Raw genomic sequence first — 19,952 nt, 5'->3', positions numbered from 1 at the left:
GATTGGGTAGACGCCACAAGCGCTTATCGGTATGATACGATGAAGCGCTAGGTAAAATTAGCGGTGTATTTTTATACTTTTCTTCTTTATATCAGCCTCATTTATAAGCACTTTTATATAAGTCTTTTTATGTAAGCGCTGTCATAGAAGCATTTTTATCCAACTCTATAATCTCTTGAGGATACTGTGAGCAAATCCATCAAACTAGCGATACTTGGTCTGGGCACCGTCGGAACGGGCGTGATCAATCTAATCAATGACAATTTAGATGAGTTAAAACGCCGTAGCGGACGCGACATTGTGATTACCGAAGTCGGTACCCGTCGTCAGCGCGATGATATCGACGCTACCATCGTACAAAATAGTGACTTGATGGCAACCGCTGCCAGTGACAATGTCGATATTGTCATCGAAGTGATTGGCGGTACGACCTTGGCTAAAGATGTGATTATGCATGCCATTAAACACGGCAAACATGTGGTCACTGCCAATAAAGCCTTGCTCGCCGAACACGGCAATGAGATTTTCGCCTTTGCCGAAGCCCATAATGTACACGTTGCTTATGAAGCGGCGGTGGCAGGTGGTATTCCAATTATCAAAGTCATGCGTGAAGGCCTTGCTGCCAATAAGATTGAGTGGTTAGCTGGTATTATCAATGGCACTGGCAACTTTATCATGACTGAAATGCGTGATAAAGGTCGCCCGTTCGCCGATGTTTTAAGCGAAGCACAAGCACTTGGTTACGCCGAAGCCGATCCAACCTTTGATGTCGAAGGCATTGATGCGGCGCATAAGCTTGCGCTCCTCGCCTCTATCGCCTTTGGGATTCCGCTACAGTTTGACAAAGTTTACTGCGAAGGTATCACCGGTATTACCTTGCAAGACGTCAACTACGCCGAAGAGCTTGGTTACCGTATCAAACATCTAGGCTTTGCGGTACGCCGCGAAGACAACGGTTCAGGTGATGGCCAAGGAAATAACGGCGCGGCTGGTATCGAGCTGCGTGTTCATCCAACCCTCATTCCACAGAACGCCCTACTTGCCAACGTTAATGGCGTAAAAAATGCGGTATTAGTCAACTCGCACCCACTTGGTCAGACGCTATATTGCGGTGATGGCGCTGGTGCTGGAGCAACGGCTTCTGCAGTCATGGCGGATGTCATGGATTTGGTTCGCGTTCTTGGTAGTAAAGATAACAACAATGAAAGCACGAACGGTCACCATGTGCCGCATCTAGCGTTTATCCCAGAGCAATTATCAGACACACCCATCTTGCGTGCTGAGCAAATGATTACCGGTTATTATCTGCGCGTGCATGCGCATGACAATCCGGGCGTTTTAGCGGATATTACCCGTATTTTGAGTGACGCGGGTATCAATATCGATGCCATTTTACAAAAACCTGCGCATAAGCTTGGTCAAGTACCAGTGATTATTTTGACGCTGCCTGTGATTGAAAGTCAGATGAATCTGGCGATTGAAAAAATCGAGAAGCTCGATACCATTACAGATAAAGTCGTCCGTATTCGCTTAGATGAGTTGGCGTAATTTATCCAGCGATTCATCTATAAACCTGTGACCTTAGCTAAAAACTTTTTTTAATGACTAAAAAACTTTCGTTTCAAATACCGAAAAAGGAAAAATAACGATGTCAAATGATGCAATTGTAATTTTAAATGGCGCCCGTACTCCGATGGGTGGTTTTCAAGGCGCTTTAAAGGACGTCAGCGCAACTGAACTTGGCGCAACCGCTATCAAAGCAGCCGTTGAGCGTTCAGGCGTGAGCGTTGATAATATTGATGAAGTCATCATGGGCTGTATCTTGACTGCTGGTCTTGGTCAAGGCCCTGCCCGTCAGGCGATGCGTAAAGCAGGTCTTAACGATGCTACTGGTGCCGTTACCATTAATAAACTTTGTGGTTCTGGTCTAAAAGCAGTTATGCAAGCGCACGATGGTATCAAAGCGGGCAGCTTTAACGTCGCAGTGGCTGGCGGTATGGAATCAATGACCAATGCGCCTTACATCATGCCAGGGTCACGCAGCGGCTACCGCATGGGACATAAAGAAGTCAAAGACCATATGTTCTTAGACGGTCTAGAAGATGCCGAAACCGGCAAATTAATGGGGCAGTTCGCGCAAGAAATGGCCGATGAAAAAGGCTATAGCCGTGAGCAAATGGACGAGTTTGCTATTGAATCGCTAAACCGTGCTTTGACAGCGATTAAAGACGACCATTTTAAAGATGAAATCGAGCCTGTCACTTTCAAATCGCGTAAAGGCGAGCAAACGGTTGATACCGACGAGCAGCCTGCCCTTGCCAATGCTGAGCGCATTCCTACCCTGCGCCCTGCTTTTGCAAAAGAAGGGACGATTACAGCGGCAAACGCCAGCTCAATCTCAGACGGCGCGGCGGCGGTTGTGATGATGAAAGAGTCGCAAGCAAAAGCCGAAGGTTTAGATTATCAAGCACGTATTGTTGCCACCGCCTCTAACTCGCGCCACCCAAGCGAGTTTACCATTGCTCCGATTGGCGCGATTGAAAAAGTTCTGGACAAGGCGGGTTGGTCAATTGCAGACGTCGATTTATGGGAAATCAACGAAGCTTTTGCGATGGTGACCATGGCAGCGATGGATAAGTTAAAAATCGACCACGCTAAAGTCAACGTCGAAGGCGGCGCTTGTGCACTTGGCCATCCAGTTGGCTGCTCTGGCGCGCGTATCTTAGTTACCCTTATCAACTCGCTTAAACGTACTGGTGGTAAAAAAGGCGTTGCAACCTTATGTATCGGTGGCGGTGAAGCTGTTGCCGTTGCCATTGAACTGGCTTAATTTTAAGCCAATTCAACGTTTGAGCTTTTAAATTCGAAGTTCTGATTTAAAATATCGACTGATTTTCTTAAAATTTTAAGACCGCATAGCTACTAGCTGTGCGGTTTTTTTATACCTAAAAATGACAAATACCGCAAAGCGGTGAACACGCTGTAAGAAAGCCTTAACTTAATTTTATATAGTAACGGCGTCATTTACAGCCTATTACACGCAATTACCTCAAGCGCACACTTTGCTACCTTGCTCATATATCGTATCGAAAAACCTGCTGCTACGATAATAACAAGTTGATGGAGAGGCTGCTTATTAACGATAGCTAGTCCTTAATGATAGCGAGATTCTATTAATAACCACGGTAATATCTTCTTCATCTAATCTTGTTGATTTATAAAATCTAAGTTTAAACAAGTTCAAAAGAAATAGCCGACATTTTTTTAGCAACGCAAATTTTTACTGTATTGCTATTTTATAAAAAATAATTATTAATCCAAACAAATAAATTTACTCATAAAAAAGGAAGACAATAATGAGCCAACTAATTCGTTTAAGAGATATCCAAGCAACTCACCGTGACCTAATTGGTGATGACTATTATGACCCAACAGGTAAAACTGCTTATGGCGTCAATGAAGAAAAAATCGGTAAAATCGAAGGTGCGCTAGTAGAAGATACTACTGGTCGTATTCGTTATTTAATCGTTGATGCAGGCGGTTGGTTCAGCTCAAAAGAAGTTCTAGTGCCAGCAGGTCTCGCTCGTATCGTCGGTGATGACGTTTTCTTTGATAGTTTAACGCAAGCACAAGTAGAAGCGATGGAAGTATACGATCACGATTATCAGTACAGCTATAAAGAGCAGTACGAAAAAGATCGTCAATCATTCGCTGCTGATACTGTACCAGAAGCAGAGCGTATGGAGATTGCCGACCATGCGTATAATGCGCCAAACACGCTAGAGCTACTAGAAGAGCGTTTGACAGTCAATAAAGACCGCATCGTTGCAGGCTTAGTAAAAGTTGGTAAGCATGTCGTTACTGAAGAGCGCAACATAGATGTTGACCTTGAAGAAGAGCATGCCAATATCCAACGTACCAATGTAGATCGTCCAACAGACCGCCGCATTGGTGATGTAGATGGCAATCAAACGGTCGAAGTTGAACTAGAAGCAGAACGTGCACGTGTGAATAAAGAAACCTATGTCGCTGAAGAAGTAAACGTTGGTAAAACTACCGAACGTCATACTGAAACTATTGCTGAAACCATTCAACGTGAAGAATTAGATATCGATGGTGATGGTAATGTGGTTGACCGCGAAGGTAACCTTTTTGACCGCGATGATATCACTGCCGAAGATGTCCGCCGCGCTCGTGGTATGTAATACGCAATACTTGCGCACCTTGCATAATTCTTAAGGAAGATTTCTTAGCAATTGATAATAAGAAATAATCATTAGAAAAATAATCGTTAAATGTGCATCGCGCGATAGTAATGAGCAGCTGAGTTTCAAGCTCAGTGACTAAGACCAGAGCTTGCCTCTGGTCTTTTTTTATACCTCTTTTTAAGCTACCTCACCATTTAAGGAACACTACCATGATTAACGACGACAAAAAAATTGACCCACAACAAACGCATCCACGCTCATCTTTGGCAAATGCCCCTAATCCTACTTCGCATTTAGAGCAAATTGCCAATCATAGCGGTGAGAACAAATTGCCTGCGCCAGATTTGTCCGCTACGGATTTATCCAATACTAATCAGCAGCAAACTGTGTCAAGCAGTACACAACAAGGCTTAGCAAATAATTTATCTACTAATTTAGCAAACCATCAAACCGATACAGGCAATGGTGGCTATTTAGAATTATTAGAAGAGCGTCCTGTCATTAACAAAGAACGCTTGGATGTTGGCAAGGTCACAGTAACCAAGCACAGACGCACCAAAACCATTGAGGTGCCTATTGAGCTGGTAGAAGAATATATTACCGTGCGTACCGACTATCAAGACGTACAGAGTCAGGATTTACTATCAGGTGATTATGATGATAAGGACATATTGCGTCATGTTGAGCCGTCGCTAGATAGTAAAGCAGTCGTGACCATCAATGGCAAGCAGGTTGAGATTGGTGACGCGCCGATTGAGATTATCTTATCGCGTCAGGTAGCGACGATTACCAAAGACACTCATGTGATCCAAGAAATAGAGATTAATAAAACCACGCATACCCATACCGATAGCATTCAAGTAGCGCTCCAACACGAGGAGCTAGACGTTAAAGAAGAAGGTTATCTAGCCCATGAGCAACAAAGCAATGCCGCTGATAAAAAATAGCGTTTATAAAAAATAGGCTGATAAAGCATTTTTGTAAGCAGTCGTAAGACCAAACCAAAAAAAAGCAACGTTAACGTTGCTTTTTTTATGCGAGGTATTTGTTGTTAGGCGGCTGTTTCTGCCGTTTTAGTTTCAGACGCTGGTGATGTTTTACATTCATAGGTACTGACGTTTTCTGAATCGGCACCAGCAGTACGCATCACACCAGTTTCACGATCTTCGTGCGCCACGCGCCACTGGATAAAGCCTTCACCACCGTCAAACGCTGTATCTAGATTGAAAACTTCAGGGTTGGTCGCATCATTGGTTTTGGTCAGAGTTACTGTACCTTGAGCAGTCTCAAGAATCACTTGTTTGTCAGCGTCTTTGTAAGTGGCTTCGACGGCTAGTGCCGGTGAACATGAGTAGCTCATTTGCTTGACGCCAGAATTAACAGACGCTACGGTATCCTCTTCCACATCGCTGACTGGCGCATCTACCACCACATCACTTGGCTCGGCAGGCTCAGCGGACATAGGCACCGATTGCTCTTCACTGATGCTGTCTTCTAGACTTGGTTCTGGCTCTTGCTGTTGTTGACAAGCACTAATTGTCATCGCGCCAGCGAGCAGACCGGTAACAACGACAGAGGTACGAAATTGTTTTAATAATTCTATATTCATGACACTCTCCAAAAAAATATGTTAAACACTATAGCGTGTATGTAAATTCACGCCTATGTTGAATTTGTAATTAATCACTACAAAAGCGCTGTTACTTTTATATTCTTAATAGTTAGACTATTTATTAATAGAGTTACAGTCACTTAAAAGTGCTAAAAAGAAAGGTAGAAGATATCGCCCGATAATTTTTCCTATCGAAATTCTTATGGCTATAAATCTTATCGCTATAAAAAAGTCCCTATCTAAATAAGACAGGGACTTTTTATCATAGCTTAACAATTTTTGATTATCAATATTTAGATTTTACCGTGACATTGTTTATACTTTAGGCCTGAACCACAAGGACATGGTGCGTTACGGCTGATATTCATCCCAGCGTATGGGTCAGGCTCACTGGCATTGTTGCTACCACTGCTCGCGATAGACCCTGCTGTTACGCCAGCAGCAACGCTACGGTTTTGCGCCGCTGGTCGCTCTACGCCGCCATCCATATTGTCGATATCACTGTGTTCAAACTGCATTTGCATATGCGCGGCGTTTTCACGCTGCTGAGCTTCTAACGCTTCTAACTCTTCTTTGGTTGGGATATGGACGCGTGATAAATCTTGTACGGTTTCAGATTTAATCGCACCAAGCATCATTTGGAACAGCTCAAACGATTCACGCTTATATTCTTGCTCAGGATTTTTTTGCGCATAACCGCGCAAATGGATACCTTTACGTAGCTGATCCATTTGGGTTAAATGCTCTTTCCAGTGCTTATCCAAACTTTGTAGCATAAAATGACGCTCGAGCTGGGCGGCATCTTTTTCGCCCATTTGCTCACGGCGAGCATGATAGCGATCCAGCGCAGTTTGGATAATTTTGGCACGTAAACCTTCTTCATCTAGGCGGCGGTCTTCATCCAGCCAATCGTTAATCGGCATGGAAATTTTAAACTCATCTTCAAGCTCGTCTTCTAAGCCGTCGATATTCCACTGATCATCAATAGAGCCTGGCGGGATAAACTGATCAATCATGGCATTGTAGACTTCATGATGCATGACTTCGATGGCCTCCAATAAATCCATCTCTGCCAGCAAGTCATCGCGCTGACCATAGATAACTTTACGCTGCTCATTGGCGACGTCATCGTATTTCAATAGGTTTTTACGGGCATCAAAGTCACGACTTTCGACTTTACCTTGGGCATTTTCAATCGATTTTGAAACCATTTTATGCTCGATGGCTTCATCTTCTTTTAGACCCATCGCCCGCATCATATTAACAACGCGGTCACCGGCGAAGATACGCATCAAGTCATCTTCAAGCGATAAGAAAAAGCGCGACATCCCAGGGTCACCTTGACGACCGGCACGACCACGCAACTGGTTATCGATACGGCGTGATTCATGACGCTCAGAACCAATGATATGTAGGCCGCCAGCCGCAACGACTTGGTCATGCTTGACCTGCCATTCTGCTTTTAGGCGCGCCATCTCTTCCGGACTGACCGCATCAATGTCTTCGATAAACGACTGCCAGTTACCGCCCAAGATAATATCGGTACCACGACCTGCCATATTGGTGGCGATGGTCACCGCTTTTGGACTACCTGCCTGCGCGATAATTTCTGCCTCACGTTCGTGCTGCTTGGCGTTTAGGACATTATGCTTGATGCCTTCTTGATCGAGCAGATAAGACAACTCTTCACTGGCTTCAATCGTCGCCGTACCAACTAAGACCGGCGCACCTTTGGCTTGGATCTCTTTAATCTCGCGAATGATACCTTTGTACTTTCCTAACTTGGTTAAGAAAATCTGGTCATCCATATCGATACGAGCAATCGGCTCGTGCGTTGGAATCACGATGACGTCTAAATCATACGTTGATTTAAACTCTGCTGCTTCGGTATCGGCGGTACCGGTCATACCGGATAGTTTGTCATAGAGACGGAAATAGTTCTGGAAAGTCGTCGTCGCAAGGGTTTGGTTCTCTGCTTGAATCTCGACGTTTTCTTTGGCCTCTACCGCTTGGTGCAAGCCTTCTGACCAGCGGCGACCGGGCATGGTACGACCGGTGTTTTCATCGACGATAATCACTTCGCCGTCGTCAACGATATAATGGACGTTTTTGACAAATACATGATGGGCGCGGATTGCCGCTTGTACGTGAGCGAGTAGCGGCAAACGACTCGGGCTATATAAACTTTCGTTTTCACCAAGCTCGCCCACTTCGATTAAGAAGCGCTCAATTTTCTCATAGCCTTTTTCGCTGATTTCGATTTGACGATTTTTTTCATCAATCCAAAAATCTTCGTCTTCATTATTTTTATTGGCTTCTTCATCTTTTGAGCGTTTAAGCCGTGGAATAATGGTATTAATCAGCGCATACATACGTGATGAATCTTCTGCTTGACCCGAAATAATCAGCGGCGTACGCGCCTCATCGATTAAGATAGAGTCAATTTCATCAATAATGCAATAATTTAGCGGACGCTGTTTTTTCTCAGCCAGGCTAAAGACCATGTTATCGCGCAGATAATCAAAGCCATATTCGTTATTGGTACCGTACGTGATATCCGCTTGATAAGCGTCGATTTTTTCTTGTGGTGGCTGCTGCGAATAAATAACGCCGACCGTCATACCCAAAAAGCCAAATAATGGGCGGTTTAACTCGGCATCACGCGCCGCCAAATAATCGTTGACCGTGACCAAATGCACGCCTTTGCCACTAATAGCGTTTAGATACATCGCCAAGGTACCCATTAAGGTTTTACCCTCACCGGTTTTCATCTCAGCGATTTTGCCTTCGTGCAAGGTGATACCGCCGATGAGCTGCACGTCGTAGTGACGCATACCATTGACGCGTAAGGAAGCCTCGCGGCAGACGGCAAACGCTTCTGGTAATAAGGCGTCTAAGCTTTCACCGTTTTGGTGTCTTTCTTTAAATTCTGCGGTTTTTTGTTGTAATTGCTCATCAGACAGGGCTTGAATGTCAGCCTCATATGCGTTGATTTTGCTGACCACTCTACGCATGCGCTTGAGTTCGCGGTCATTTTTGGTGCCAACGACACTGCCTATAATCTTTGATAACATAATTTTTTGACCTATGGAAATATTCGATAATTAGTGCGCATTCGCCAAGGGTTTATATACTGCCGCTTGGTCATTTCAATGCTGACAATCATCACTGACTAAATACCTTTTAATAACTTACTGATTAATAACGCCCTGATTGTCAAAATGCGGATTAACAAAGCACGCAATAATAAGGTACTGCCTAATGATGAGTCGCTTAATGAAGTATCGCCCAATTAAGTGTGCCGTCATTATATATGGTTATGACGCCGATGGATACAAGGGCAGCGAGTAGATATTTGCCGACGTAAAAAGGTCGCTGAACGTGTTAAAATAGTGCCTATATCCTTCATTTAGCAGCTGTTTCGCGATATCAATAAACGCAAATAACTGCCAACCTGCATCCCTGATTTATTCTAAAAAACAGCCATTGTTTCTAAGCAAACCCAATTAAGCAACATAAGAGATTCTGCATGACCGTAAAACCATCCGCGAAAAACCCTAACGCTTTAATATTTGATACATCTAAAACCTTAAAAGCTAAGCACGTAAAAACTGAGCATTTAAATAACGATCAGTTGCTAATCGGCGATGCTATTTATCATTTAGCCGACCATACGCCGATGATGGTGCAATATCTAACCATGAAAGCCAACTATCCACAAGCGCTACTGCTGTACCGGATGGGTGATTTTTATGAGTTATTTTTTGATGATGCTAAGCGCGCGGCGCAGATACTCGATATCACGCTCACTCGCCGTGGTACGGATAAAGCCGGCAATACCATTGCGATGGCAGGTGTACCGTTTCATGCGGCTGATAGCTATATGGCGCGGCTCATTGCAGCTGGGCAGACAGTGGTCGTTTGTGAGCAAATTGACGAGTCAGTTACTAGCAGCCCGTCCAATACACCGACAATGGGCGATAAGCAAAAGAAAGATAAAAGTAAATCTGCAACCGGCACTATCATGCGCCGTGAAGTAGTTAAAACCCTGACTGCCGGTACGATTACTGATGACGCCTTAATTGCACCCAACCACACCCCGACTGTCGTTGCCATTGATATCGAAACTCCTAAATCGAACAGCAAACAACCTATGCAAGCTGCTATTAGTCAAATGGATTTAGCCGCTGGAACCCTAACCACACAAACACTCAGCGCGCCTCATGGTGATATTGAAGGTTTGCAAACTCAAATACTGACGGTGCTGGCACGTTTTGCGCCGAGTGAATGTATTATTAGCGAGGTGCATGGAAACAGTTTTGACAGTAGTGGTAGTAATGGCGAAGATTGGCTGCTGTGGCTACGGCAAAATCTCGACTGTCCTATTATCGAAGTTGCGGCTAATGACTTTCATCGTGAGCATGCCAGCGAGACGCTTTGCCAGCAGTTTGACGTCCAACGCCTCGATGGACTTGGTATTAATGACTCGCCACTTGCCCAATCTAGCTGCGCCGCCCTTATTCATTATGCACGGCAAACCCAGCAACGCCACGTGCCACAAGTGAATCAGCTTATCGTTGAATATAATGATGATTATTTAATCATTGATGCCAATAGCCAGCAAAATCTTGAGCTGTTTACCCCCGTTAGTAGCAATGGTACATCATTAATATCAGTGCTCAATCATTGTCAAACGCCGATGGGACGTCGTTTACTCATGCAGCAAATGAAGCGCCCACTGCGTCAGCATTCACGTATTAATCTGCGCTTAGATGCAATCACTAGCCTTTTGCAGTCAGACAATAATTTTGGCGAAAATAAGCAGGTTAATGAAAATTTAGAAAAACATTCATTGGTCAGCAGTTTACGTGAAACCTTAAATGCTATCGGTGATATCGAACGTATCAGTAGCCGTATCGGTCTAATGAGCGCCAAACCGCGTGACTTGCGTAAATTGGCTGATGGTATTGCTAGTAGCAAGCTGCTTAATACCCTACTGAGCAATGCAGGTATCAGTCATAAGCGAGCAGGATTATTGCCCATGCTGATGCAGCAATTGCCAGACCAGCTACCGGCGGTGCAATCTGTCGCCGAGCTGATTGAGCGTGCCATTATCGCAGAACCGCCGGCGCATATCCGTGATGGTGGTATGCTAGCAGTTGGTTTTGATGCTGAGTTTGACCGCCTCACCCACTTACATGACAATATCCAAGTAACGTTAGATGAGATGCTTGAACGCGCGCGTCAAGACTACCAATTACCTAGCTTAAAAGTAGGCTTTAATAAAGTCAGCGGTTTTTATTTTGAACTGCCCAAAATGCAGGCAAAAAATGCCCCTGCGCATTTTATCCGTCGGCAAACGCTCAAAAGCAGCGAGCGCTTTATTACCGATGAGTTAAAAGCAGTCGAAACCGAATATCTAAGCGCACAAACATTAGCATTGACTCGTGAAAAACAGCTGTATAATGAACTATTGACCATATTAGGCGGTCATTTAGCGGAACTACAACAGCTGAGCGCGGCTATCGCGCAGATAGATGTGCTTAGCAATTGGGCACAGCTTGCGACCCTTTATAATTGGCAACGTCCAGTCATGAGTAATGATTCACAAGATGGCAATTATTCGAAAAATGGTAGCCAAACCAGTATTGATATTAAACAAGGTCGTCATGTCGTTGTCGAAGCGGCGCTCAACCCCGCCAACATTAACAATACTACTCAACAGAGCAGTACGAAACCTAGCAGCCATTTTGTCGCCAATGACTGTGCGCTCGGCAGCGATGCAGACCCTGAAAGACTTCTGATGATTACTGGCCCTAATATGGGTGGTAAATCCACCTATATGCGCCAAACTGCACTCATTGTTCTACTTGCGCATTGCGGTAGTTTTGTCCCAGCATCAAGCGCTCATATTGGTGATATCGACCGTATCTTTACTCGTATTGGCTCAGCGGATGACTTAGCAGGTGGCAAATCGACCTTTATGGTTGAGATGATTGAAACCGCGAATATCCTTAATCAGGCGACCAATAAATCGCTGGTACTAATGGATGAAGTCGGACGCGGCACCGCAACTACGGACGGTCTAGCAATCGCTCATGCTTGTGTCAATCGATTGGTCGAGATTGGTTGCCTGACATTATTTGCCACCCATTATTTTGAATTGACGCAATTGGTCAACCCTGCTGAGAGCCAACACGCCAGCATTCGTAATGTGCATGTCGCCGCCAGTGAAATCGATGGTCAACTACTACTACTCCATCAAATCCGCGAGGGCGCAGCAAGCTCTAGCTTTGGTTTACATGTGGCAAAAATGGCAGGGATTCCTACGCAGGTATTAAATGATGCCAAGCGCTATTTAGTAGATAACTTAGAAACTGAGAGTACCAAGACCATTGATGATAAAAATGAATTAGCTAAGTCGTTAAACGATAAACAGCAGCAAAATCATTACAATGAAGTAGAAAAACCAAGCTTACGCGACAATGTTCAACCTCAATCGATAAGTAATATTCCACAACAAAATCAATTGTTTAGCTTGCAAGATGAACTGACAGCAATTAATCCTGATAACCTGACGCCAAAGCAGGCGCACGATTTACTGTATCATTTAAAGGAAATCATTAGTCATTAAAGGGATTTGTCAAATAGTGGCAAAAGCGCTAAAATATGTCTTATTTTCAGCTATAGTACTTACAATTGTACTTTGCCAAACCAATAACAGGTAGACCACTATGACCTTTGTCGTTACAGATAACTGCATTCTTTGCAAATACACCGACTGTGTGGAAGTCTGCCCTGTGGACTGCTTTTATGAAGGCCCGAACTTCCTTGCTATCGACCCTGATGAGTGCATCGACTGCGCGCTATGCGAGCCTGAATGCCCTGCCAATGCGATATTCTCAGAAGATGAAGTACCAAAAGGCCAAGAAGTGTTTATTCAATTGAACGAGGAGCTGGCGCAAAAATGGCCAAACATCACTGAGATGAAAGGTCAGCTGCCAGAAGCGGCGAAGTGGGACGGCGTCGAAGGTAAGATTCAGTATTTAGAGAAGTAGCTAGTGTTTTAAAGCCGAACAACGTTGAGACAATAAAAAACCACCTATCTATTATTTAGATAGGTGGTTTTTTATGGCAAACGAATCTTTATAAGGACTTTAAGGTAATACCACACATGGCGTACCTTTAGGAATATTACATTCGATACGCGCGTTAGAAGGCGCTTTTGTAATTGCTTCAATCTTTTGCCAAGTGTTTAATGTCCAACCTGTAGCATCCGTAATAGATTGACAGGAATTCAAGATTAGTGATCTTGGAGTTGAAGCAGAGTCTTCATCGTTTAATACAATGAAAACTTCGTTACCATAGCTTTTTACTTCTGATAGACAAGCATTAACTTTTGCTTTATTTGAGTAAACCTGATACGCAGGTGTAGCAATGGCTGCTAATATGCCAATGATAGCAATCACTATCATCAACTCTATGTTCCACCCATTTTAATGCCATTCATATTGTTTTTAGATTTATCTGTTTGCGAGGCACTAACTAGACTAGTATCACTGGTCATAATCACACCAGCTAAAGGAGTGAAAGGGTTATTGGAGTCCGCCATACCTAAATTACTAAGCCTGATACTTTTCTCAATATTTTGAATACCAAAAATACTCGCTTCTAATATATCTGTACCACCGGACTGCACGCTACTGGTTTTTATACTTGTGAGATAAACCTGCATAACTGCTGCTGATATGAGAAGCCCTAGTGTGAGGGAAATCATGAGTTCGATTAATGAAAAGCCATCTTGAGTATGTTTAGCTTGCATTAGTATGACTCCATAATCAAACAGTCAGAACCTGCATAATAGACGCCAGATGTATCAGCACAAGCTTTATTACTGTCTGTATTAGCACCAAAGACTGGTTTAGTACCACTCCAGGAAGTAATAATACAGTGGCGTAATTGTTTGTTTGCTGTACCAGGACAAGTAACCATATTTAATAAAACACCATTATCACAGGCTTTTTGCATGGCATTCGAGCTATTATATTTTCCTAGTTCCTCTGCAGTGCATAAATCATTATCACAATTTTTTGTGACACTCGCAGCTTTATATGCTGCAACAGCAGTACAATAATCTTTTGTATCAGATACACTGCCTAAAACACTTTGAATATCCTGTTGATAAATTAATATATTGTCAGGATTCAATCGTAAGTCTTCAGATAAACCACGCATTACTGTATTGGCATTGGCAATTAATACACTATCATCTGTGGCTTTCACTGAAACCATATTTAATGCGCTGAATCCTAAAACCGCAACCGCTAATAATAATAGAGCTACCATAACTTCTATTAATCCTACACCACTTTGAGAGTTTGAATTCTTCATTAACATGTTCCTCCCAATTTAGTAGTGATATTAGCGATTTTATTAACCTCAATCTGGCGCGGCGTCGCATTATTACTGCTATCACAGATTGTGTAAGTACGTGCCGTGTTAACCCGTTTACTTGGCTCAAAGACAATAGTTACGGGTGTGTCTGGCTTGATAGTACTTTTAACGTTATAACTATAATTTGCGATAGTGTTTGAATCAGGGGCAGTAATCGTAATCACTTTAGGTGTGCTAGTATTGTTATAGCTCAAAGTAAGGTTCTGCCGACGAATAATGCTTTCAGCTTTCGCTTCTTTTAACGCATTAGCCAGTGTAGCCGTCGTCGACTTTACGCGCTGATTGGCAAGCTGAGTACTGATACTAGGTGCAGCAATACTGACAATAATAGCAAGCACGGCAATCGTTACCATCAGCTCAATCAGGGTAAATCCTGAGCTGGTCATTTGTAACTTTTGTGCTACCTTATTCGTAGATGCGTTCACATCAAATCCCTATCTATAGCTGTCATTGTCTTTGATAAATGCTAGGTCTGTCATAGTAATAATTACCGTACCTAGCCCTTCTAAAATCTATTCTCAGCTTATTATTTTTTAACTATATCCATTAAGATACATGCAATTTTTGTTCCAATAGAAACAATCGTCATACAGTAACGATACTTTTGTCCAATGTATTTTTTGATTTAAGCGTTTAGAACACGAATCGGAGTTATGGGATTTTATTTAAACGATAAAAATCGAAATATGTAGGTAAAATGTGTCAATAATATAACGTTAAGGCAACATATTAGCAACATATTAGCAACATATTAGTTATTTTAAATGAATAGAAGCAATTTTTTGATAGGAACAGATTTTACAATTGACTGCCGTGTGCTAACGCATAGGCTGATAGATGATATTGATGAGAGTTCTTAGAATTAATGACTGACAAGCCTGTAGATTGACTGCTTAAAGCATGACCTAATGCTTGTAGGCTAGCACCTGTAGTCGCGACATCGTCAAATAATAATAAGCGTTTAACCGGAGGGTTTTCGCTTAAAGCAAAGGCGTTTTCTAAGTTGGTTAAGCGTTCGGCACGTGTCAGCCCTTGTTGACTGATAGCATCATCGATACGTTCTACGCCTTGCCAAAGTGGAATGTGCCAATGCTTAGACAATTGCGCGACTAAAATACTGACCGGGTCAAAACCTCGTTTAATAAGGCGTTGCTCCGTCGTCGGCATCGCAACAATGACACTATTATCCTGATGACAGCCGTGCGGCCTAGGCAATTGACGTAATACATGTAGCAATAACGGCAACTTGGTCATATCTTCATGATGCTTAAAAGCACGAATAGCTTGACGTATCGGATAATCGTAATAGGTCGCTGCTTGAATAGAGAGAACAGTACCCGAAGCGATATCAACCTCAAAGGGTTTGGGTCGCCATGCGATACTGTTATGACAATCGGAGCAAAGCAAGCCGCTGTTAAAACGGTTATTAACTTGCTGGCGCAGTTTGGCAAAAAATGAATGCTTATTTGGCGGACTTGGTGAGGAATGAGTTGGTAGGTGTTGTGATTGCGACGCACTGCGATAAAGACGGCACAACTGACAGCGTATGTCCCCATACTCTGCCAGCCATAATCCAGTTTGATAAGGCGCTAAGTGTCGCATCACTCGATGCCCATCGCTGCGTTTATTCTAAAAACCTTTCCAGTCATTTAGCACGATACCAAAACCAATCGAAGTATTTTCATGGTTATAATCAATAATAGATTCGCCATAACCTTGGAATAATTGAATATAGCCGTTGACGTTTTTGGATAATGGATAGACATAGTCGATTTGGGCAGCACCCTTGTTGGTACTCGGATTATAACGCAAAGTACCGCTTAGGCTTTGCTGATCAGGCAAATCATATAAAAATTTGATATCGCCATAGCCCATGTAATCTTCGATATCTGGATTGTCCTCACTGCTAGAGCTCTCGTTATTGACGCGCGCCCATAGACGCGGTATGACCGACAATTTGCCCCACTCTGCCCCTGCCATCAGATAAGCACGGTTCCACGAGCGCGATAAGGGATCATCTTGCCCATTAGAGTGGTGAATCGCACCCGCTCCTAACATGCGCAGACGGCCACCAAAAGGCAGATCAGCTGTGACAGGCTGGGTCAAAAATATCTCTGGCTGATAATCAGTGGCGCGAAATGGTCGTGAGTTGTCTTCGTTATAAACCTGCCAGTGCGACTCTTGGGTATAACCAAACCATAAATCGGCACTGGTATCAAACAAATCCTCCATCACTTTGGTCTTTAGTGACAGCTGGAACTTTAGCTCTGTATTACGGGTGTCGTTAGAGGTAAATTCTTCTTTATCTTGCGACGGCGTGCTTGGTCCTAAATTGGGATCAAAAGTATAAAATAGCGGTAGCAAATAAGTTGGTCGGTGTGGTCTGACTGTCCAGGTACCTCGCTCGCTGTTTTTATCCAAATCATAAGCCAAACTTAACGGCGTGTATTTCTCGATATCAGCTTGGGTGACGCCGACGTTTTCTAATACTTCCGCCTCCCTTTGCGTCAATCCAACCGTATCCAAACTCTCGCCATTACCAGCTTCGTTATTTGCTGTATTATTACTGTTTGCAGAAATGGTGGTATTTTCTTCTACTAGGACAACTTGCGGATTACCAGCAAGGGTACTTTGTAGGGTTTTTGCCAAATCAACTGGTTGTTTAGTCGTGGTGTAACTCGGCGTTTTGCCTTGCTCGGCAACTTTATCAAAACAAGCCAAACGCGCACCACTGGTTTGTACTTGTGTACATTCATAAAACAGTCTTGCTTGTTCGGCGACAAACTCCTTACTAATCACCTTGTCGCTTTGAGCCGCCGCATTTGGATTGACCACGCGCTTATTGACAACTTTTGCCGCCTCATCAGTATCATACTCAAATGCGATACTCTCTACCGGTAGCTCTTCATAGCTTGGAGTGCCATTAGCGGCGTTGGCTTGTAAGGTAAAACAAGCAAGCGCTGTCCCAACCGCCATGGTTAAATAGCATTTGGACCGCTGACTGTTATTATTTTTGCCTGCTTTGTTAAGCGCTAAAGAGGGACGCTGCGGCGTAATAGGAGAAAACATAAGTGTCCTTTATCTAACTGGCATGAGCGCCAGCAGAGTCTATGAGATAATTGATATAACCATTAGCATGATTGCTAAAATAGAGTAAAAACCAAAGAAAACCAATAAATATGGACGTGTCAGGTAGCCATTACTCGTGGTAATGCGCCTTTCGCAATGTTGCTTTATTGTAATGAAAATAAGGGCACTATACTAGCGTTATTGCGAGCAAATTCTGATGTAAATAATAAGGTAAGTAGTTAAATGAATAGTAATAAATAACGTTAAACCAAGGATTTAGCGTCTATATTAAAAAAGCTATTTAGTAAGATTGAAAAAGCCAACGTCCTATTATCAAAGGACGTTGGCTTTTTAATGGGTAGAAATGATGTGGAATTTATCTACATTTAAACGATTAATTTAGCGCGGTTAAGGTTTGCTCAAACGCTGCGTGCCCGATTTCACCCACTTGCTGATTGACCAATTGCCCGTCTTGATAATACAGCAATGCTGGCGGACCAAATAGTTTATAACGCGCTAAGATTGCTTTTGAATCAGCCGTAGTCTCCGTGATATCAAGTCTGACCAATTGCCAATCTTGCATTTGCGCAGGGCGATTATGAAATAAGTTTTTATCCATAATCCGGCACTCAATACACCATTCGGCGGTGACATCGACCAGCACTTTAGGGTTGGCGGCGACAATAGCATCTAATTCAGCGAGCGTCGTGACCGTCTTATCGGTTGCATTACTGCTGGCTGGTTGACCAGCAGTCGTCTGCATCACTGGCGCGGCGCTTAATGACGCGAGCGGATGTAAGCTGTCGTCATTACCCAATGCGGCGCCGACGATTAAACACGTCGCCCAAATACCAGCGATTAAGCTTAATGCTTGGGTCAACATTCGACCTTTGCCTAGCCAGCTCCATGCCCACATCGCCACGACCATAAACCACAGGGCCCACACTATCAGCATTACAGGCGAGATAAAGACGCGCTCAATTAATAACAACGCCACGGCAAACAGCAGCAAAGCAAAGCCTTGCTTGACCCAGTTCATCCACTCGCCAGCTTTAGGCATGATTTTACCTTGGGTCGCGCCGATTAAGATAAGCGGCGCTGATAAACCAAAACCGAGCATAAATAAAGCGGCAAAGCCAAGGAGCGGACTGCCAATCGTCGATACGGCAAGCAGCGCCCCAAATAAGGGTGCCGAAACGCATGGCGATACCACGAGCGCCGATAAGAATCCCGCAATTAAACTGCCACCCGTACTACCAAGTTTGCTATCCCCCGCTTGGCTTAGACCCTGCATTTTACTACTGATGAATCTTGGCAGACGAATGCTAAATACGCCCAACATATAAAGGGCTAATAAGACAAAAACGATGGCAAACCCAATTAAAATAATCGGATTTTGTAGCCAACCGATAATGCCTAACGATTCGCCAAATACCGCAATGACCGCGCCTAAAATACCATAAGCGATGGCAACACCAATAGCGTAGCTGGTCGTTAAAATAACACCGCGTTTTACCGTTGGATTGTCTTCACGCGCGACGATATTGGCAACAATCGGTAGCATCGGTAACACGCATGGCGTCAATGCCAAGCCCAACCCTGCCAAGAACAATAACACCAATGCCAACCACGGATGCGAAGCTAAGCCAAAAGGGTCACTATTAATGGCGTTATCAACGACAACGGTATTGTTTGTTGCAGTTGTAGCGCTATCGTTTGCTGGCATATTACTTGTGACATTGTCGCCTACAACTTCTTCATCGGCACCAGAGATGGTATTGCTAGTACCAAGCTCTGCATCTAATGCTTCATCATCTAACAAAGCGTAATCAATCACCTCGTCATCTGGCGTAGTTTGCTCTGTAGCAAGACGATCAGTATCAGTCGCCTCTGTAGATGCTTGCGCAGTTTCTGCATTGCTGTTATTGCTCGCAGAAACTGTAGCAGTGCTACTTGAACTATTGGCTGCCGATTGTGACGCAGCAGCAATTTTGACCGTGGTTTTTATTTTCTCCGGTGGATAACAAAGTCCTGCTTTGGCACAGCCTTGCCAACCTATCGTCACGGCGGCATTATTTATCGCCTTGCCATTACTACTCAATATAGTGCTAGCAACCATATTGGCTTGGTCAAATACCAGTACTTTTCCAAAGGTCGGATCATCAATGGAGACAGGCTTTTGGCTAAAGGTAAAAGGCGCGGCGGTCACGCCAGCAGGCAGCGTTAGCTTAATTTGGTCTTTATAAACATAGTGCTCAGGCGTAATGTCAAAGTTAATCGCTAAGCGCGTGCCATTATTGGTCGGTTTGCTGCTACTGCTAACTTGAAACGCTTCGTTAACGGGTAAAAATTTCGGTTGGGTCGCGCTTTTATCACTGCTAAATAAATCGCCCAACCCTGCCGCTTGCGATGCCACTGGCACGGCCATCAGCCCAGTCGCTGCTAGCCCTGCCAATAATGAACCAGCGCTTAAAGCGAACGCCAACAGATAAGATTTTTTTGACGGTTTATTTTGCGTTAATGACAGAGACTTTTCTGCGCTCTTAAGGGACATGAAGGGCTACCTATTATTACCAAAATTCGAATTGACCAATTCACTGTCTGTATGG

The 19,952-nt window shown here is 43.8% G+C and carries 15 protein-coding genes; 6 read left to right on the top strand and 9 right to left on the bottom strand.

Translation table 11 applies throughout. The features are described from left to right. Positions 1 to 186 precede the first annotated feature (186 nt). The 4 genes from RAH45_RS01545 to RAH45_RS01530 all read left to right on the top strand — a co-directional run bounded on the left by RAH45_RS01545 (position 187) and on the right by RAH45_RS01530 (position 5,155). Complete coding sequence (locus RAH45_RS01545) at positions 187 to 1,548, top strand: homoserine dehydrogenase (RefSeq protein WP_198328754.1); 1,362 nt, start codon at positions 187 to 189, stop codon at positions 1,546 to 1,548. A gap of 100 nt (positions 1,549 to 1,648) precedes the next feature. Beyond that, positions 1,649 to 2,830 carry a thiolase family protein gene (locus RAH45_RS01540; RefSeq protein ID WP_198328753.1) on the top strand — a complete coding sequence of 394 codons (1,182 nt, stop codon included), beginning with the start codon at positions 1,649 to 1,651 and terminating at the stop codon, positions 2,828 to 2,830. 526 nt (positions 2,831 to 3,356) lie between these two features. Further along, positions 3,357 to 4,205 (top strand): DUF2382 domain-containing protein, encoded by an 849-nt coding sequence (locus tag RAH45_RS01535; RefSeq protein WP_198328752.1) that lies wholly within the window; start codon positions 3,357 to 3,359, stop codon positions 4,203 to 4,205. A 212-nt stretch (positions 4,206 to 4,417) separates the two neighbouring features. After that, a complete protein-coding gene (locus tag RAH45_RS01530; RefSeq protein WP_198328751.1) occupies positions 4,418 to 5,155 on the top strand; it encodes a YsnF/AvaK domain-containing protein in 738 nt (245 codons plus the stop codon). A gap of 104 nt (positions 5,156 to 5,259) precedes the next feature. On the opposite strand, the gene RAH45_RS01525 is transcribed toward RAH45_RS01530, so the two are convergent. Together RAH45_RS01525 and secA are read right to left on the bottom strand one after the other, a co-directional pair. Beyond that, positions 5,260 to 5,817: a hypothetical protein gene (locus RAH45_RS01525; protein ID WP_068406375.1), complete on the bottom strand. Its 558-nt coding sequence runs from the start codon at positions 5,815 to 5,817 to the stop codon at positions 5,260 to 5,262. 296 nt (positions 5,818 to 6,113) lie between these two features. Further along, on the bottom strand, positions 6,114 to 8,894 hold the full coding sequence (gene secA / locus RAH45_RS01520) for a preprotein translocase subunit SecA (protein ID WP_289049633.1): 2,781 nt from the start codon (positions 8,892 to 8,894) through the stop codon (positions 6,114 to 6,116). Positions 8,895 to 9,349: 455 nt separating this feature from the next. Here secA and mutS point away from each other — a divergent pair, with 455 nt between their 5' ends. Both mutS and fdxA read left to right on the top strand, forming a co-directional pair. Then, positions 9,350 to 12,454, top strand: coding sequence for a DNA mismatch repair protein MutS (gene mutS / locus RAH45_RS01515; RefSeq protein WP_082894338.1), 3,105 nt, complete (start codon positions 9,350 to 9,352; stop codon positions 12,452 to 12,454). Positions 12,455 to 12,554: 100 nt separating this feature from the next. After that, a complete protein-coding gene (fdxA, locus tag RAH45_RS01510) occupies positions 12,555 to 12,878 on the top strand; it encodes a ferredoxin FdxA (RefSeq protein ID WP_068406370.1) in 324 nt (107 codons plus the stop codon). 99 nt (positions 12,879 to 12,977) lie between these two features. Here fdxA and RAH45_RS01505 read toward each other — a convergent pair whose 3' ends face one another. The 7 genes from RAH45_RS01505 to RAH45_RS01475 form a co-directional block, all read right to left on the bottom strand. Beyond that, positions 12,978 to 13,295, bottom strand: coding sequence for a hypothetical protein (locus tag RAH45_RS01505; protein WP_068406368.1), 318 nt, complete (start codon positions 13,293 to 13,295; stop codon positions 12,978 to 12,980). A 5-nt stretch (positions 13,296 to 13,300) separates the two neighbouring features. Then, positions 13,301 to 13,642 carry a PilW family protein gene (locus RAH45_RS01500; RefSeq protein WP_068406366.1) on the bottom strand — a complete coding sequence of 114 codons (342 nt, stop codon included), beginning with the start codon at positions 13,640 to 13,642 and terminating at the stop codon, positions 13,301 to 13,303. Then, on the bottom strand, positions 13,642 to 14,217 hold the full coding sequence (locus tag RAH45_RS01495) for a type IV pilus modification PilV family protein (protein WP_145989809.1): 576 nt from the start codon (positions 14,215 to 14,217) through the stop codon (positions 13,642 to 13,644). Before RAH45_RS01495 ends, RAH45_RS01500 begins: the two co-directional genes overlap by 1 nt. Next, entirely contained in the window at positions 14,211 to 14,660 is a 450-nt protein-coding gene (locus tag RAH45_RS01490) for a pilus assembly FimT family protein (RefSeq protein WP_068406364.1), read from the bottom strand. Before RAH45_RS01490 ends, RAH45_RS01495 begins: the two co-directional genes overlap by 7 nt. A gap of 412 nt (positions 14,661 to 15,072) precedes the next feature. Then, positions 15,073 to 15,876: a ComF family protein gene (locus RAH45_RS01485; protein ID WP_180952580.1), complete on the bottom strand. Its 804-nt coding sequence runs from the start codon at positions 15,874 to 15,876 to the stop codon at positions 15,073 to 15,075. Between the two features lie 27 nt (positions 15,877 to 15,903). After that, positions 15,904 to 17,343: a phospholipase A gene (locus RAH45_RS01480; RefSeq protein ID WP_193030074.1), complete on the bottom strand. Its 1,440-nt coding sequence runs from the start codon at positions 17,341 to 17,343 to the stop codon at positions 15,904 to 15,906. A gap of 394 nt (positions 17,344 to 17,737) precedes the next feature. Beyond that, positions 17,738 to 19,897, bottom strand: coding sequence for a cytochrome c biogenesis protein CcdA (locus RAH45_RS01475; RefSeq protein WP_068406354.1), 2,160 nt, complete (start codon positions 19,895 to 19,897; stop codon positions 17,738 to 17,740). Between the last annotated feature and the right edge of the window lie 55 nt (positions 19,898 to 19,952).

This window comes from Psychrobacter sp. van23A (assembly GCF_030845275.1).
In the GTDB taxonomy this organism is placed as follows: Bacteria; Pseudomonadota; Gammaproteobacteria; order Pseudomonadales; family Moraxellaceae; genus Psychrobacter; species Psychrobacter faecalis.
This window is presented reverse-complemented; position numbering and strand designations above follow the sequence as displayed.

What these genes read in the sequence shown, in the direction of transcription:
- RAH45_RS01475 (WP_068406354.1), bottom strand. Translation starts at nt 19,897, where the DNA reads ATGTCCCTTAAGAGCGCAGAAAAGTCTCTGTCATTAACGCAAAATAAA.
- RAH45_RS01485 (WP_180952580.1), bottom strand. Translation starts at nt 15,876, where the DNA reads ATGCGACACTTAGCGCCTTATCAAACTGGATTATGGCTGGCAGAGTAT.
- RAH45_RS01535 (WP_198328752.1), top strand. Translation starts at nt 3,357, where the DNA reads ATGAGCCAACTAATTCGTTTAAGAGATATCCAAGCAACTCACCGTGAC.
- RAH45_RS01495 (WP_145989809.1), bottom strand. Translation starts at nt 14,217, where the DNA reads ATGTTAATGAAGAATTCAAACTCTCAAAGTGGTGTAGGATTAATAGAA.
- RAH45_RS01530 (WP_198328751.1), top strand. Translation starts at nt 4,418, where the DNA reads ATGATTAACGACGACAAAAAAATTGACCCACAACAAACGCATCCACGC.
- RAH45_RS01540 (WP_198328753.1), top strand. Translation starts at nt 1,649, where the DNA reads ATGTCAAATGATGCAATTGTAATTTTAAATGGCGCCCGTACTCCGATG.
- RAH45_RS01505 (WP_068406368.1), bottom strand. Translation starts at nt 13,295, where the DNA reads ATGATAGTGATTGCTATCATTGGCATATTAGCAGCCATTGCTACACCT.
- RAH45_RS01525 (WP_068406375.1), bottom strand. Translation starts at nt 5,817, where the DNA reads ATGAATATAGAATTATTAAAACAATTTCGTACCTCTGTCGTTGTTACC.
- secA (WP_289049633.1), bottom strand. Translation starts at nt 8,894, where the DNA reads ATGTTATCAAAGATTATAGGCAGTGTCGTTGGCACCAAAAATGACCGC.
- fdxA (WP_068406370.1), top strand. Translation starts at nt 12,555, where the DNA reads ATGACCTTTGTCGTTACAGATAACTGCATTCTTTGCAAATACACCGAC.
- RAH45_RS01490 (WP_068406364.1), bottom strand. Translation starts at nt 14,660, where the DNA reads ATGACCAGCTCAGGATTTACCCTGATTGAGCTGATGGTAACGATTGCC.
- mutS (WP_082894338.1), top strand. Translation starts at nt 9,350, where the DNA reads ATGACCGTAAAACCATCCGCGAAAAACCCTAACGCTTTAATATTTGAT.
- RAH45_RS01500 (WP_068406366.1), bottom strand. Translation starts at nt 13,642, where the DNA reads ATGCAAGCTAAACATACTCAAGATGGCTTTTCATTAATCGAACTCATG.
- RAH45_RS01480 (WP_193030074.1), bottom strand. Translation starts at nt 17,343, where the DNA reads ATGTTTTCTCCTATTACGCCGCAGCGTCCCTCTTTAGCGCTTAACAAA.